The organism is Gimesia chilikensis (assembly GCF_008329715.1).
Taxonomy (GTDB): Bacteria; Planctomycetota; Planctomycetia; order Planctomycetales; family Planctomycetaceae; genus Gimesia; species Gimesia chilikensis.
Map to the genome: position 1 here is coordinate 1 of NZ_VTSR01000005.1, position 15,696 is coordinate 15,696.

12 protein-coding genes are annotated in these 15,696 nt (G+C 52.2%); 4 read left to right on the forward strand and 8 right to left on the reverse strand.

The genetic code is table 11. The features are described from left to right. Window positions 1-1,349: 1,349 nt before the first annotated feature. From FYZ48_RS04240 to FYZ48_RS04260, 5 genes are all read right to left on the reverse strand, one after another. The gene (locus FYZ48_RS04240) at window positions 1,350-2,936 is read right to left on the reverse strand and encodes a sulfatase family protein (RefSeq protein ID WP_149337872.1); all 1,587 of its coding nucleotides are present in this window, start codon (window positions 2,934-2,936) and stop codon (window positions 1,350-1,352) included. A 134-nt stretch (window positions 2,937-3,070) separates the two neighbouring features. After that, window positions 3,071-3,295, reverse strand: coding sequence for a hypothetical protein (locus FYZ48_RS04245; protein WP_149337874.1), 225 nt, complete (start codon window positions 3,293-3,295; stop codon window positions 3,071-3,073). A 20-nt stretch (window positions 3,296-3,315) separates the two neighbouring features. Then, on the reverse strand, window positions 3,316-3,582 hold the full coding sequence (locus FYZ48_RS04250; protein ID WP_149337877.1) for a hypothetical protein: 267 nt from the start codon (window positions 3,580-3,582) through the stop codon (window positions 3,316-3,318). Window positions 3,583-3,786: 204 nt separating this feature from the next. Then, the gene (locus tag FYZ48_RS04255) at window positions 3,787-6,009 is read right to left on the reverse strand and encodes a M56 family metallopeptidase (protein WP_149337879.1); all 2,223 of its coding nucleotides are present in this window, start codon (window positions 6,007-6,009) and stop codon (window positions 3,787-3,789) included. Between the two features lie 2 nt (window positions 6,010-6,011). Beyond that, a complete protein-coding gene (locus tag FYZ48_RS04260) occupies window positions 6,012-6,383 on the reverse strand; it encodes a BlaI/MecI/CopY family transcriptional regulator (RefSeq protein ID WP_149337881.1) in 372 nt (123 codons plus the stop codon). Window positions 6,384-7,077: 694 nt separating this feature from the next. On the opposite strand from FYZ48_RS04260, the gene FYZ48_RS04265 reads away from it, so the two are divergent. After that, window positions 7,078-8,760, forward strand: a complete 1,683-nt coding sequence (locus FYZ48_RS04265; RefSeq protein ID WP_149337883.1) for a SulP family inorganic anion transporter — start codon at window positions 7,078-7,080, stop codon at window positions 8,758-8,760. 39 nt (window positions 8,761-8,799) lie between these two features. Here the strand turns inward: FYZ48_RS04265 and FYZ48_RS04270 are convergent, their stop codons facing one another. Beyond that, a complete protein-coding gene (locus tag FYZ48_RS04270) occupies window positions 8,800-9,261 on the reverse strand; it encodes a YaiI/YqxD family protein (RefSeq protein ID WP_149337885.1) in 462 nt (153 codons plus the stop codon). 214 nt (window positions 9,262-9,475) lie between these two features. Here FYZ48_RS04270 and FYZ48_RS04275 point away from each other — a divergent pair, with 214 nt between their 5' ends. The 3 genes from FYZ48_RS04275 to FYZ48_RS04285 all read left to right on the forward strand — a co-directional run bounded on the left by FYZ48_RS04275 (window position 9,476) and on the right by FYZ48_RS04285 (window position 12,707). Further along, the gene (locus FYZ48_RS04275) at window positions 9,476-9,886 is read left to right on the forward strand and encodes a carboxypeptidase-like regulatory domain-containing protein (protein ID WP_149337887.1); all 411 of its coding nucleotides are present in this window, start codon (window positions 9,476-9,478) and stop codon (window positions 9,884-9,886) included. Window positions 9,887-10,308: 422 nt separating this feature from the next. Further along, a complete protein-coding gene (locus tag FYZ48_RS04280; RefSeq protein WP_149337889.1) occupies window positions 10,309-11,283 on the forward strand; it encodes a DUF1559 domain-containing protein in 975 nt (324 codons plus the stop codon). 452 nt (window positions 11,284-11,735) lie between these two features. Beyond that, entirely contained in the window at window positions 11,736-12,707 is a 972-nt protein-coding gene (locus FYZ48_RS04285; RefSeq protein WP_149337891.1) for a DUF1559 domain-containing protein, read from the forward strand. Window positions 12,708-12,828: 121 nt separating this feature from the next. Here FYZ48_RS04285 and FYZ48_RS04290 read toward each other — a convergent pair whose 3' ends face one another. Then, complete coding sequence (locus FYZ48_RS04290) at window positions 12,829-14,208, reverse strand: tetratricopeptide repeat protein (RefSeq protein ID WP_149337893.1); 1,380 nt, start codon at window positions 14,206-14,208, stop codon at window positions 12,829-12,831. Beyond that, entirely contained in the window at window positions 14,205-15,509 is a 1,305-nt protein-coding gene (locus FYZ48_RS04295; RefSeq protein ID WP_149337895.1) for an FG-GAP repeat domain-containing protein, read from the reverse strand. The genes FYZ48_RS04290 and FYZ48_RS04295 overlap by 4 nt, the downstream gene beginning before the upstream one ends. Between the last annotated feature and the right edge of the window lie 187 nt (window positions 15,510-15,696).

A 15,696-nucleotide genomic window follows, 5' to 3' on the forward strand; every position in this document is an offset into this window, starting at 1 on the left:
AAAACCAGGAAGCAATGGCAACAATTTGCTTTGGTGGGAAACTATTTGTAATCGGAGTTACTAGCGCCTTGCCGCTCAATGTTGGTTGGCTAACTTTGTGCCTGCGAGGGTTTGCCCGATCTGGATGCTCGCCAGGCGGGCGGACACATGGGTCCGCACCCTACGGAGAGGGTTTGTGGGCTGGTTGTGACTTGAGCGTGTTGTGCTGTAACCTCCTGTTGCCTGCGGCAATCTCGGATTGCATCTGAGACCACCCGGCGTGCTTTGCTTTGATCGCTGCTGGGGATTCTCTCTTTTCACCGGTGTTGGTTTGGCACTGGTTTTATTTTCTCTGTCCTTGCTGGTGCCGATGCGTAGGATTTCTGTTTGTGCTGTTTTGGGATCGCGTTGCCGGTGCCGGGTCGCGTTTCTGAATTCGGCTGGCAGATACCAAAGTCGTTTCAACCGGGGCTAACGTGCTGCGTCTAATACGTTGCTCTGGTTGGGAGCGTTTCTGAAATTAGCTTCGTTGTGCGGGAAGAATTCTTATGGATAGAGCCTGTTTTGTATTTGGTTTGCTGCGGTTGCTGTCGGGCATGGCTTTGTTGTCTTGTCATGCTGCTGATTCTGTTGAAGGGCACGGGGGAGTCAAGACAGAATTTTGTCCCGATGTGGCCGGATTTTGTCCTGGTGTGTCCGGGATTTTGTCCCACTCTGACCGGGGTTTGTCCGCAAGAGCCCTGCTCTACGAGCGATTATTTCGCAGGGGTGCGCAGTGTTCCGGTGAAAAGCAGGTGAAGAGTGAGGGGTCTGGTGGTGCAGATGTGACAGTTGTGCGGGAGATGCAGTGCTCAGAAGACGCGCCTCGCGCGCGAGCCAGATGGGAACCAGGATACGATTTGGGAGGCGTGGTTCAAGGTCAGTCTGTTCAGGCGGTAGTGGAGGATTTTCAGTGGAGGAGCATGCTGGATTTCAGGTGGGATTATTTTCTACCACGAAATTCACGAAAGGCACGAATTTCATTCGGGCTTACCCGATCTTTTCAGGTTTCACTCTGGCCCCATTGGAATGCGATTCTTGATTGTTCGCTGCCAGGCGGGCGGACACATAGGTCCGCACCCTACGATGAGGGTTGGTGGGCTGGATCTCAATTGAATATTTACCCTGTGACCTCCTGTTGCCTGCGGCAATCCCGGATTGCATCCGCGACCACCCCGCACTGTGGGAATTTTCATTCTGTTTGGCAGGTTACTCGCGCATTGTTGGGCGAGCCAACAGTGGCACTCGACGACCGGAGTGTTACACGGAGTGCAGGATTGCCAGGCGGGCGGACACGTGGGTCCGCCCCTACTTCACTTGGGATATGATTTTCAGCGAGTTTCGGGGCGGAACTGTTTTTGCCAGGTCTTGGGTTTGACGCTGATATCGGTGTTGTCTTTGTAGGATTTGCGGAGGTCGGTGAGTTGAGTTTTGAGCTTGCTAATCGTGTCCTGGTAAGCGGGATTGCCGTACTGGTTGGTCATCTCTTTGGGGTCATTCTGCAGATCGTAGAATTCCCATTCGTCGAATTCGTAGAAGCGGATCAGTTTATAGCGGGGAGTACGGATGCCGAAATGTTTGGCGACTTTGTGGACGCTGGGAAAATCGAAATAGTGGTAGTAGAGGGAATCGCGCCACTCGGGGTTTTCTCCTTTAAGGAGCGGGACGAGCGAACGGCCCTGCATGTCGTCGGGAATGTCGGCACCGGCGATGTCGAGGAAGGTTTCCGCGTAGTCGAGGTTCTGGACCAGGTCGGTGTTGACGGTGCCGGGCTGGGTGACGCTGGGCCATTTGACGATCAGCGGCATGCGGAAGGATTCTTCATACATCCAGCGTTTGTCGTACCAGCCATGATCACCGAGGTAGAAGCCCTGGTCGGAGGAGTAGACGATGATCGTGTTTTTATCGAGTCCGGTTTCCTTGAGCCAGGCGAGCATGCGGCCGATGTTTTCGTCGACGCCTTTGATGCAGCGGAGGTAGTTCTTAATGTAGCGCTGGTATTTCCAGCGGACGAGGTCTTTCCCGGTGAGATTCGCTTTGCGGAGAGCTTCGTTTTTGGGATCGAAGGCGGCATTCCAGGCTGTGAGTTGTGCGGGCGTCATGAACTGCAGATTGCGGAAGCCGGACTTGTCGAGCGACTTGCCGGCGTTGGGATCCCAGCCTTCCAGCTTGGGGCCGAAGTTGTCGTAGACCAGATTCATGTAATTTTCGATCGACATCTCGGCGTGCCGGGCGGGGCTGGCGTTGTCTTTCCAGTCGTCGAAGAGGGTGGTCGGTTCGGGAATGGTGATGTCATCGTAGAGATGCAGGTGACGGAGCGCGGGCATCCAGGTACGGTGGGGCGCCTTGTGCTGACACATGAGCATGAAGGGTTTGCCGGAGTCGGCGTTCTGTTTGAGCCAGTCGAGTGCCATGTCGGTCACGATGTCGGTGCAGTAGCCTTCGATGCGTTCGCGTCCCTGGGCGGTTTTGAATTCGGGATTGTAGTAGTAGCCCTGCCCCGGGAGGATCTTCCAGAAGTCGAAGCCCTGGGGATCGGAGGTGAGGTGCCACTTGCCGATCATGGCCGTTTTGTAGCCGGCTTTCTGCAGGAGTTTGGGAAAGGTCTGCTGATCGCCGTTAAAGCGGTTGCCGTTCCGCATGAAGCCATTGATGTGGCTGTGTTTGCCGGTGAGGATAACCGCGCGACTGGGTCCGCAGATGGAGTTGGTGCAGAAGCTGTTCTGGAAGAGCATGCCTTCCGCGGCGATCTTGTCGATGTTGGGCGTCGGGTTGATCTTCTCGAGGAACCCCTTGTAGGCACCGATGGCGTGGGGTGCGTGGTCGTCGGTGAAGAGGAAGAGAATGTTGGGCCGCTGGGCCGCGTGGGCCAGCGACGGGAGAGCGAGACAACAGAGCAACACGAGCGCGCGAATCATGAAAGCACCTTTGCAGAATTTCGATATCCAAATAGAGGCGGGTGTTTTCAGGATAGCGGCTGGCGTGAGCAGATGCCAGTCGATATGTGGCGGGAAGCCGGGAGGGAATTTGTTTGGGAGATTAAGGAAATACGTCAGTCGGCGGGGTCGTCATCCCCCTTGAGGACGATGGCCAGGAACATGGGAATCAGGATGATCAGGCAGAGGCCAAAGAAGATGGCGTAAGCGGGAATGTCAGGAGTGGCGAAGATAAAGACAGTCATTCCGAGCTGGAAGAAGAGATAGAGGAGGAACGCCAGGCTGGCGAGACCAATGCTGATGAAGAGCGTAAGATGCAGAATTCGTTTGCGGCGTTGCATGGTGCGATCGTCCCCCTTGCTCAAGAGGCCTGGGTCTCCTCGGTAACTGGTTCGGGAGGGGAGTCCGGATTTTCTTTCAGCAGGTTGAGCACAGCGATTAAAGTGCTCTGACTTGAGAAATCAGCGCCAACCAGAGCGATGACTGCCCCGAGGTTGACGAGGGAGAGCGTCGTCAGATTGGCATCACTGGAGGAACAATAGACGAGTAGCATGACAACGTACCAGAGCACAAACAGAATAGCGTTTCGTTTACGGATTTTTTTCATGTGCTGAATGAATTTGTCCAATGACTGTTCCCGTGGCATGTTGACTTTCCCATTCGAAAGTGAGGTCTGGAATGACAGACAAGAGAATGCAAGGCGCTGAGTTTATTTTACAAGCTGGAGCCATGAATTTCAGGAGCAGACCGCGGAGGGATTTTGGAATGGGGTAAGAAAATCAGCCGGGAACAGTTTCTGTTTCCCCGCTGTGGGCGTGAGTTTTCAGGCTACTTAAGGTTTCTTGATTTCAGGAAGAATTTCTGCCTCGAGTAACATGTAATGGTATGACTCAGATTTCTGTGTTGGGGAAATCGCGATCAAGAGAGACTGCCCACTTTTCATTTCGACTTTGAGCTGACAGCGGTTTGTTGTCACATCAGGAGTTTTAATCGAAACTGATTTACCGGCAATCTGTGTTTGATAGGTTTTTACTTCTGTGATTTCACTTGTTTCAACCAATGTACTGAGGTGAAAGCTCTTCTGATCCTGTAAAAGGGTTGGACTCAAATTGATACGAACACCTTCCTCAAAGATTCTGATCTTAAGTTTGGGTTGCGTCGCTTCACCTTCCAGTACGTTGACAACATACGGACGCAGGATTAACGGTTGATAAACCAAAGTTTGCAGAACCTTCTGACCGTTAAACAGCGTCAATTGCTGATGATCGGCGGTCCTGTAATTTGGTTGAGACTGGATTTTCTGTATTAATTCCTGTTTTTGTTGAGGAGTCAATATTGCGATACGCAATGAGGATTTCTGATTCTTTGTTTGTAGAGTCTCAGTAGGCAATTTTAATTTTTTTCTGAGAGCAGGAGGTACTTGGTCCGATGAAAAGTTGAGATAAAAAGATGGATCTACTACATCTTTGAGTGACGTTAATTCGGTCCTGATAAATTTGATTTGCCCCAAGCCGCTTTGCCCCCATGCGGCAATGAGCTTTCTTAGATCTGCCTGAAGTGATTGAGGGGCGCGTACGATCAACTGGTTTCCCTTATGGTACTTTGCCTGAGGCTGTTCCATGATAGAAATTGAAGAATCTTTGATCTGTTTATTCTGTTGCATTAGCAGCTGGTTTTGGACCAGCAGGAGCATGTCCTGACGGGCTTGTTCTTCTGTACGCCCGGAAAGATCTCTAATCTTTTTGAGCTGACTGGTAAGATCATAGACCAGTACAAGAAACGGTTCATCATGAGAAGGTTGATTATGGTAATCAACATCGAGTTCAGACCAGCTTTCGTCATAACCCTCTTCCACTGGTGGAGCAACTGTATTGGCTGGTGGTAACTTAGCATCGGTCAATCCACTGAATGCGAAAAGGACGATAGTGGAGATGACAATGATTCTACGTAAGGGGTGCTCCTTGTTTGTTGCGGTACGGAGTGCCTTGAGCCGGTTGGCCAGGGACCGTTTGCGGAACGGCGACTTCAGAAATCCGAGGAGCGAGACGGGGAGTGAAATGCGCCAGCGAGAACCGGGATCGCGTTGTGCGAGAGTTAATAAGAGTTCGCTGAACTCGCGGGAAGGATCGCAGTGTGTATCGTTGTCTTGCTGTTCTCGCCAGCGGAGAACCATGGCATCGCGGGACTGTTCGCGGAGGCTGCTGTAACGGGTGACTGCCAGACAGTAGAGGGGATTCCACCAGTGCAGCAATTTCAAGCCGAACAAAAACCAGTTGACCCACAGGTCCCGCTGCTTAAGATGCGCCAACTCGTGGAGCATGATGAGTTGAAGCTGACTGTCGCTCAGTTCTGTGAGATCGGTGGGGAGCAGCAGTTTCGGACGCAGGGCTCCCAAGACGGAGGGCTGGGAAATGTCGTCTGTAACAATCACCGGAACAGAGCGGCGGAAATGGACCTGATCACAACAGGTGTTCCAGAGCTTTAAGAGTCGCTGATCGGTGGATGGTGCAAGGCGATTGATTTTTTGTGAAAACCGCCAATGTGTGACCAGCATACGCGTGAGAATGAAGAGGGCTCCGATGAACCAGAATGGCGGGAGGATCCGCAGGAACCATTCGAGAAAGGAAATAAGATAATCCAGAAGTGTTTCGGTGAAACTGACTTCAGGGGGTTTGGGTTCCGGGAACTGGATTTGATGCATGGGAGGCACATCTACTGCAGTTGTCGCGTTGGTATCAGTCTTCGGCCAGGGTTCCGGAGCGTAGGCATCACGGGGCGGTTCGGCAGGGGTCGATTCTTCCATGAATTCCACAAACAGATTCGTCAGGCTGTAGGAACTCTCGGGAGCATAACCATAGGGTACGGCGAGTCGGATGAGGACCAGGGCCCAGAGCAGTCCCATCTGCCCTGCGGTCAGCCATTTTCTTGCGAAGAGGTTGATCAACAAAACGAGCCCCGCCAGCAGGCCGGCGATCATGGTGGGGATGATTAACAGTTCCAGGATTTGATCGGTAATTTCAACATAGAGATCTGAAGCCAACAGGAGTCCATTCATGTTCAACTTTCCTTCTCATCGAGTATGCGGCGGAGCTCTGCGATGTCCTGTGCAGAGAGTTTGGTATGTTGCATGAAGTGAGCGAGGAGCGGGCCGGGTTCACTTTCGAAGACCCGGTCGAGAAAGGCACGGCTGGCCTGTTTGACGCAGGCCGAGCGTTTCACTCGAGAGCGGTAGACATAGCGGTTGCCCTGCTGTTCGAAGGTGAGTACCTCTTTTTTGACGAGGCGATGCAGCATGGTTTTGATGGTGGCTGGGGCCCAGTCAGTCTGGGCGGACAAGCTGGCGACAATCTCCTGGGCGGTCAGCGGTTGGCCGTCCCAGATGACATTCATCACCTGCCATTCGGCATCGGAAATGGAAACCTGACTCATAATATGTAACTCCTCGAATATCGTTTACACTTGTAATTAACTACATTTGTAAACGGCGTCAAGAGGAGCACCTTTAAAACGAGGCAAAAATGCAGCCAGTACAATTTCACGTGGCATCGAAAGAGTGAGCCAGTATCAGCTTATGAATTTCGACGTAAAACTGAATTGTTGGGGAAGAAAGGGACACAGATGTTTCAGAAACTTTACAGGTGGCGTGCTTGCGAGCAAGGAGTGTCAGGACAAGCGTTTTTGAGTCGTCTAAAGTGATGAACAATGCGTGAATGTAGGACAAAATGGGAAGTAATGTCGGAGCTCGGGTTGTGGTCAGGGGGGGAATTCACTACAAGAGAAACGTGGAATTAGTCGCTTTCGCGGGAAATTGTAGTCCCTGGAAGCCGTTAGTTGATTGCTTCAACTCGTCCACCCCGTTTCACACAATGTGCTCCCTGAATCAATTCAGCGCAGCTTTGAAAGGTTCTGTTTGAAGTAAACAGATAACAGATTGTGTCATGAAACTCTGTCTTTCCGGGATCTTTTGAGGTCAGGACGGGAAGGCGGGCCCGCTTTTGCACTCGAGCGAACTGTTTCCTGTGCGCCCCTGTTCCATGTTGGCATGGACTGTCTGCAGACGAATACGTTCGTCGTCCAGACTGACCGTGCGGATTCCACTTTGAAAGAGATGTCTGGAGTATTGATGTTAGAGTTTTTCACGAAGCATAAAGCTTCAGTCAAGGATGATGTCTTGTCAGGCCTGACGGTGGCACTGGCGTTGGTACCGGAAGCCGTGGCGTTTGCATTTGTGGCGGGTGTTCCCCCGACGGTAGGTCTGTACTCGGCATTCTGGATTGGACTGATCAGTGCGCTGGCAGGTGGTCGACCGGGGATGATCTCGGGAGCGACCGGAGCGATGGCCGTGGTTGTCGTGTCGCTGGTCGCGCTGCATGGAATTGAATATCTGTTTCCCGCGGTGATTCTCTGCGGGTTGCTGCAGATCACGGTGGGGCTGTTGCGGATGGGGAAACTGATCCGGCTGGTGCCTCATTCGGTGATGCTGGGATTTGTGAACGGGCTGGCGATTGTGATTGGTCTGGCCCAGATCGGCAGTTTCAAAACGCTGGGTTCTGACGGAACGATGACGTTTCTGCAGGGCCCCTCGATGATTCTGATGCTGGCCCTCGTCGGATTGACGATGGCGGTGATTGTACTGTTACCACGATTTACGAAAGCGATTCCCAGTTCGCTGGCGGCGATTATTCTGGTCTCGATGATTTCGATCGGCTTTAACCAGTTCGCTCCCGCGGCGTGGAAACCAGCCGGACAGGAAAATGTTGTACAGACGGTCGATGACCTGATGATGAATAACCTGCGGGCGAATGCGGTTCAGAAAGCTGCAGACCAGCAGACCGGATCGGAGCTGAGTGGTGAGCAGGTTGCGGCTGCTGTCGCTTCTGTCCAGCCGGCTGCGGAACCATTGCCGATGCTGTTCTTCCTGGACTCGCGGTATGTGCTGGTCCCGTTTAACTGGGAAACGCTGTGGATCATCTTCCCCTTCTCGTTGATTCTGGCGGGCGTGGGTCTGATTGAATCGCTGATGACGCTGACTCTGATTGACGAAATTACCGAGACCCGCGGAAGCGGTAACCGGGAATGTATTGGCCAGGGGGCTGCGAACGTAGTCTGCGGTTTGTTCGGCGGGATGGGCGGCTGTGCGATGATTGGACAGTCGCTGATTAACGTCAACTCGGGCGGTCGGGGACGGTTATCCGGAGTTGTCGGAGCCGTGGGCCTGATGCTGCTGGTCGTGCTGCTCAAGCCGGTGATCTCGCTGGTGCCGATGGCGGCTCTGGTGGGTGTGATGTTCATGGTAGTGATCGGCACCTTCGAATGGAGCACGCTGCACACCTGGAATAAAGTCCCCAAGAGCGACGTGCTGGTCATGGTACTGGTCGCCGGTTACACGGTACTGTTCCACAACCTGGCCGTTGCGGTTCTGCTGGGCATTGTGGTGCAGGCGTTGATCTTCGCCTGGCATCATGCCACTCATATGATGGCGGATATTCACTTCGAAGGGGAAGACAAGAAGGTCTACCAGTTACATGGTCCGTTGTTCTTCGCTTCGGTGAGCAGTTTTCGCGAGTTGCTGGATCCAGCGAATGATCCGCCGATCGTGGCGATCGACTTCTATTTTTCACGTGTGTACGATCAGAGTGCGATTGAAGCGATCAACAAGATCGCCGAACGCTATCGCCAGGAAGGCAAGTGCCTGCAGCTGCGGAATCTGAATGCAGACTGTCGACAGTTGCTGGAACGGGCCGGAGATCTGGCCGAGGTGGATATTGCCGACGATCGGCACTATCACATCACAGAGATGATCTAAGAGCACGATTCCGGAATGAAGCGGGTCTCTCGATCCGTTTTATTTCGAACTGGAATTTCGGGCTTTCGTCAGCCAGCGATCGAGCTGGTTGGCGAATTCCTGTCGGTCTTTGGCATTGAAGCCTGCCGGACCGCCGGTGATCTGGCCTTCCCCGCGGAGGTCGTCCAGCAGGTCGCGCAGCGCAAGCCGCTCGCCGATGTTGGCTTCGGTGTAGAGAGTGCCACGGGGGTTGAGTGCCTGAACTCCTTTGTCCACAACCTGTGCGGCAAGAGGTATGTCAGCGGTGATGACCAGGTCGCCTGGTTGTGCGAGTTCGACAATCCGTTGATCGGCTACATTCAGTCCGGGCGGGACGAGGAGTGAGTCGATAAAGTTGGAGCGTGGGACGGACAGAGGCTGATTGGCTACGAGCGTCACTTTGATTTCAGTGCGTTTAGCAGCTTTGAACAGCAGCGATTTCACTTCCGCCGGACAGGCGTCCGCATCAACCCAGATTTGCATTCCGCCTCCTGATGGTGGGCAATTTTAGTGATAAGGTACAGATGATTCGCCTGTTTGCTTTGATTTCACAGACCATGATTAATCTGATATAACCGGTGTTGAGCAGTTTGACAGTGTCAAACCGGAACGATTAGAATTCGTTTCATCAATTCTTCATTATAGCAACACTTCATTCTCAAGTTGCTGTCAACACTTTATAGCGCCAGGAGTAATCATGAAATACTGGAAGTTGTTCTGCCTGTCTACACTCAGCCTGTGTTTAACTGTCGGATGTGGTGACAGCGCCGGCAGTGATCAGCCCGATCTGGGAACCGTCAGCGGTGTCGTCACCATGGATGGCAAACCGCTGCCCGCCGTAACCGTGACCTTCACGCCGACCGAAGGACGTCCCTCCAACGGCGTTACCGACGAGGAAGGACACTACGAACTGGGATATTTACGAGACACACAAGGTGCTGTCATTGGAACTCACAAGGTTAGTATCTCCACACCGCAGGACGCACCGACTCCGCCTGGACAGACTTATAAAGATCCCATCCCAGCCAAGTACAACGTCCAGACCACGTTGACCGAAGAAGTGAAAGCCGGCGACAATACGATCGATTTCAAACTGGAATCTAACTGAGCCACGCCTGTAGATCTCCACGATCTTCAAATCGCATAAACTGAAGAGCCCGATTGACTTACATTCAGTCGACCGGGCTCTTTTTTTATGGATGGAAGTGTGGTTTGGTCGACTTTTCACTGTCAGGATTTGGAGTCTCAAACGTCTTACCTCTGGGGAAGTTTTCAGGCCCCAGTCGGCCTCGATTTTCTAACCATCATTAACAAACTCATGGTGTCCACTTTTACAATCTGTTAGAATCAGATCAGAGATTTTAAATATGAACGGCAAATAACTATATAAGGCTTTGGTCCCGCCGATGTGATTCATCCGAATCACGTACCAATCACCTAAATCATCATTGTTTCCCACAGAGCTCAATCTCATGTCGCGAGGCATGCAGATCTGTTTTGATTTATTAAATTTCAGGAGAGATGAAGAACATGAAACGTTTACCTTTGGGGATCCGGTTCAGGTGGAAGCTGGGATTCACCCTGATTGAATTGCTGGTCGTGATCGCGATTATCGCAATCCTGATCGCGTTGCTCTTACCGGCAGTTCAGCAGGCACGCGAAGCGGCACGCCGCAGTACCTGCAAAAACAGTCTTAAACAGATTGGACTGGCACTGCACAACTACCATGAAACCCATGGTGTTTTCCCACCCGCCTATATCGACAGCGATCCGGGTTTGAACACTCCAGCTGCTGCCGCTTCCAACCTGAATGGTCTGGGCTGGGCCACCATGATTCTGCCGTTCATGGACCAGGCGCCACTTTACAATCAGATTGGAACACAGACAGCCGGGTTCACTTATAACTGGCTGGATTCCACTCACACCGGTTCTCTGACCAGTGCGATTCCCGCAGCCAAAGTAGTACTGCCGATTTACAATTGCCCCTCCGATCCCATGGGTGGCATCAACACTGATTGCAGCAGCTACGGAAAATCAAACTACCTGGCTTGTGCGGCGACGGGTGCTAACAGCCGAAACGGTGCTTTCTATGTGAACTCGAAAACACAGATGAAATCCATCACCGATGGCAGCAGTAATACCCTGTTCGTAGGAGAACGGACCACGGCGAATGATCCCAGCAGTTCAACTGCCTGTGGTGGTTCCCCCTGTAACTGGGCCGGTGGATTGTGGATTGGTCCCCGCAACTATCCTTCTCCCGACACCTGGCACACCAGTCTGCGTGGACTGGATGTGGCTGTGAACGGTGGTTCGAGTACCATTTACATGATCAATGGATCCAGCATCAACTGGGGTCCTGCCTGGAATGCTGGAAGTACACACGTCGGTGGTGCTCACTTCCTGCTGGGCGACGGTCAGGTTCGATTCCTTTCCGAGAACATTGACCTGGCAACCTATCGAGGACTCTACACCCGCAGTGGTGGTGAAGTGCTCGGCGAATTTTAATCCTGAGCCAATACAGGATCATTGTTAAACGATAAAAAACTCGACCGCTTCTCTCAGGGAAGCGGTCGTTTTTTTACTCACACACATCCTTATTTATCTTTAATAATTATCGTACAGAACTGTGCAGATCCATTAGTGAGCCAGCTCTTAAACCACTTGTTCACACTGCTATTATTCATGCGACCACCTTCCCGCTAATACATCTCTTCTATCGTCTTATATTCTCTATAGTTGAGACTATTCTACACTGGCAGAAGCATCCGATTCCGTATAATAATAGAGCATTGTCATCCTGATTGTGATACTGGGATATTCCCAGACACAACGTTGTTTGAGTTACGAGTATTCTCTCTGACGACAACAGTTCTGCACACGGCTGAGCTTATCATTTCGGGCCTCCAGGATGATCTGAATCCATTCATTTTTTTTCGTTACTAGTAAGGATGTAAAGTATGAGACGACCTACGTTCCCGCTCCGATTCCGGTGGCGGCTCGGCTTCACACTGATCGAACTTCTGGTGGTAATCGCAATCATTGCTATTTTGATCGCGCTCTTGTTACCCGCTGTGCAACAGGCACGTGAAGCAGCCCGTCGCAGTACCTGTAAGAACAATCTGAAGCAGATCGGACTGGCCTTACACAATTATCATGAGACGCATGGCGTCTTTCCTCCCGGTTACATGGACAACGACTTGAACTTTACCGCGTCCAAAGGTTCCGGAACCGCTGCCAACAACAACGGCATCGGCTGGGGAGCCATGATTCTGCCGTTCATGGACCAGGGACCACTGTATAACCAGTTGTCATCCCAGACGAATCAATTCGGCGAACACTGGAGTGTCAGCGCAGGCACGCTGGCGAAAACCGTACTGCCTGCTTATGTCTGTCCCTCTGACCCCATGGGTGGAATTAACACCGACAAGAGCAGCTTCGGTAAGTCCAACTACCTGGGCAGCCACGGAACTTCTGCGGCGAATGCGACCAACGGGATTCTGTTCGGTAACTCGAAGACCCGTATCCGCGACATCACCGATGGAACCAGTAATACCATTCTGGTTTCTGAACGGACCACCAAAAGTGAAGGTTCCGGTACAACCGGTTGTGGTGGTTCAGCCTGTAACTGGTCCGGTGGTCTGTGGGTTGGCCCACGTTACACTTCGAGCATGTCAACCTGGCATCCCGGGATGTACCATTTCGATGTTTCCAACTTTGGTGGAGCTAACTCGACCTATCTGATTAACAGCTCAGCTGCAACCTGGGGTGATGACTGGACCGCATCCAGCGCTCACGTCGGTGGCGTGCACATGCTGTTGTGTGACGGTCAGGTTCGTTTCATCAGCGAGAACATGAGCAGTGGCAGCACAACTTCAACCTACTATCAACTCGTCACCCGCAGTGGTGGTGAAGTAGTCGGCGAATTCTAAACGCCTCTGTTTCATTAGAGATCAGGCGACTCACGATCATCGATTGTGAGTCGCTTTTTTCGTGCGCTGCATCTGGTGCAAGCTCATCACTCGAAAGTCCCCTGGTTAAGCTCTCATTAACCTACTGGGTTAACAGCTTAAGCTCGTCAATGGCCCGACCGTGATTCGGATTCAGTTTGAGGCATTTCTCGTATGCCTCCCGGGCGGCCTGCCTGTCTTTCTGGAGGCGTTTGATTTCGGCAAAGTAAAACCAGGCCTGAGGGTCGTTGGGATTCTTATCAACAGACTGCTGAATCGCTTCTTCGGCTACTACGAGGTTGTCATTGCGAAAACTCATCATGGCTGCCAGTAATGCCATCTTGCCCTGATGGTAATCACGTTTTTCTGTGTCATTCCGATCGTTGTAAATATTGGCAAGCGTCTCGTGGATCTCAATTGTGGGGGACATTTCTGCCACCCGCAGCAAATATTCTTCTGCGGTCTTCAGGTCCCCTTTCAGAATATAGACGCCTCCTTTGAACTGAATCGTATCGGGTTCTTCGATGCCAAACTCATTCAATTTATTCAACAGCAGCAGCATCCGCTCGGGATTCTTACGTTGAAACTCCACTTCGATCATCCGCATCACGGTCGCTTTGACCTGCGGAGTTCTGCGATCCCCCATCAGCTCAAACACTTCGTCCAGTTTTTTCGCCAGGTGATCCATGTCATCCCGATCCAGCATCTGGTTATAGTCTTCAATGGCCTTGGAGACGCCCAGTCGTTTGCTGTAGGGCATAATAAATTCCGTATTGAAATTCAGGGGAACGACATACATCGCCCGCTCCACCTGGTCGGCAGCCTGTTTCGCCTCAAAGTCACGTCCCAGTTCTTCCAGTGCCAGGTATTTCAAAAAGCCGAAGTAGAGGGAGTTAGGGGATTCCTTCAAATTACGTTCAACGATCAATAACGCTTCTTCAGCCCGACCGGAACGCAACAGCAGCTTGGCCCGCTGGAAATCAGCAGGTTGAAAATCGGTATTCTGCAGAAAAGCCTGCTCGGCTTCATCTGGTTTTTCCTGTCGCAGATAATTTCTGCCGATAGCATACAGATAATGTTTGGGGCTGGTAAATGGAACAGACGTGTCCGCCTTCATGTCTTTCAGTTTTTCGTATTCCCGGGTGCTGTCTGCCATGCGCCCAGTGCGTTCCAGACAGAAAGCGTAGCTGGATTGAGCAACTGCGCTCTCAGGATCCTGTCGGGCCGCTTCGGCGAAACAGTTCTCGGCATAGGCATACATCCCCTGCCCCAGAAAGGCCTGCCCTAACCTGATCCATTCCGGTGCATACCCGGTCTCTGCTTCGTGGGCCAGTCCACGATATTCTTCCATAATCAGAGAATCGATGTTCTCCGCGTTTGGCAGAACGGGAAGTGGACGGGACATTCGCTTGGCAACAAGATATCCACAATAACCTGTCTCCACGACAAGCAGAATCAAGAGCATACGAATGAGCTGGATCATGGTTTCACCTCCTGTCCCTGATTCAGCCAGGCAGAAACCCGGCCAATCCGCTGATAAGGCTTTCTCATATTCAGGGCCCCCACCACCAGGTCTGTTTTCCCATCCCCGTCCAGATCCCCTGTAGCGACGGTAACCAGGTGAATGGGATCACTGGCGATCTGCCAGGTTTTGAAATTCTGCTTACCATCATTTTCCAGCCAGACGACGCTGGCCGTTGTGGGATCGTACCAGTCATTGGTCATGCTCACCAGAACCACATCCAGGTCGCCGTCAGCATCCATGTCGGCCACATCGGCCGCATAGGTACCGGCCAGATCCGAAATTCGCTTCAACTCGAATTCCCAGTTGCCCTTATTCTCGAACCAGTAACAGCCATGATAAGGTTGCGGGTAAGCATCCAGGTCTTCCAGGTTATCACCGGCTGGGAGAATCAGATCCTGATCCCCATCCTGGTCCAGATCAGCTTTGACAAGTCCGGCGCCCCCCAGATCGAGGTTGACCGTGTACCACAGACGCCGCTTTTTGAATTTCCCCTCACCCAGATTTTCAAAAGCCCAGAGTTCTTCTTCGTCCTGAGTAACGATGGCAGCGATATCCAGGTCGCCATCTCCATCATAGTCGGCCACAGGAACATGAATCGTACCCGGAGCATTTAAGAGTTCGTGATCGCGAAATTTGAAATCGCCCCGGTTCTCCAGCCAGAGAACCCGACCACGATTGTATCCGAATACCGCAACAGCCAGATCGAGGTCGCCGTCGCCATCAAAATCGCCCGGCTGCACATCAGCCACACGACGGACATCGTTCAGGATCACGTGCTTAATGTATTTGTCGCCTTGTCGCTCATAAAGTTCGACGCGACCAATCACCCGGTCGTCGGGGGTCAGATTCCCCAGAATGGAAATGATGATATCCTGGTCGCCATCCTGATCGATATCGACGACGGTCGCATGCCCGGGGGCGGCCAGATCTTTTAACAGGACCTCCTCATCCCAGCCCCCCTGTGGATTTGATCGAAAAACGGAGAGCACACTCCGGGCAGAGTCGCAGGCCAGGACTTCATTCTTACCATCCCCGTCGATATCGACAATCTGCACGTTGGTGATCAGGGGCAGCCCGGGCGGGTCTGCCGCCAGCTTCAACGGTTTCCAACCGACCGGGGACGCGGGATAGGATGTTCCTCCCGAAAAGACTTCCGGTGCCTGCCCCAGTGAGGGGAGGACAGGTAGAAAGAACCAGGTTAATACCGGGATCAGCACCACCAGTATCAACAGCAGACAAACAGTGACTTTCTGGGACATATAGTTTCGTCAATTCCGTGGATGAAAAATGGAGGGTGGCAGGTCAGAACGCCTGCAGGATTATTCTAGAACGGGAGGGTGCACTCCGCCATTAAGTCTTTACGACAAAACGGAATGAGACACGAGAAAAAACTGAAAGTTTGCTGAGTTTTGACTAAAACCTGTCTATCTAACCCCTTACCTCCGG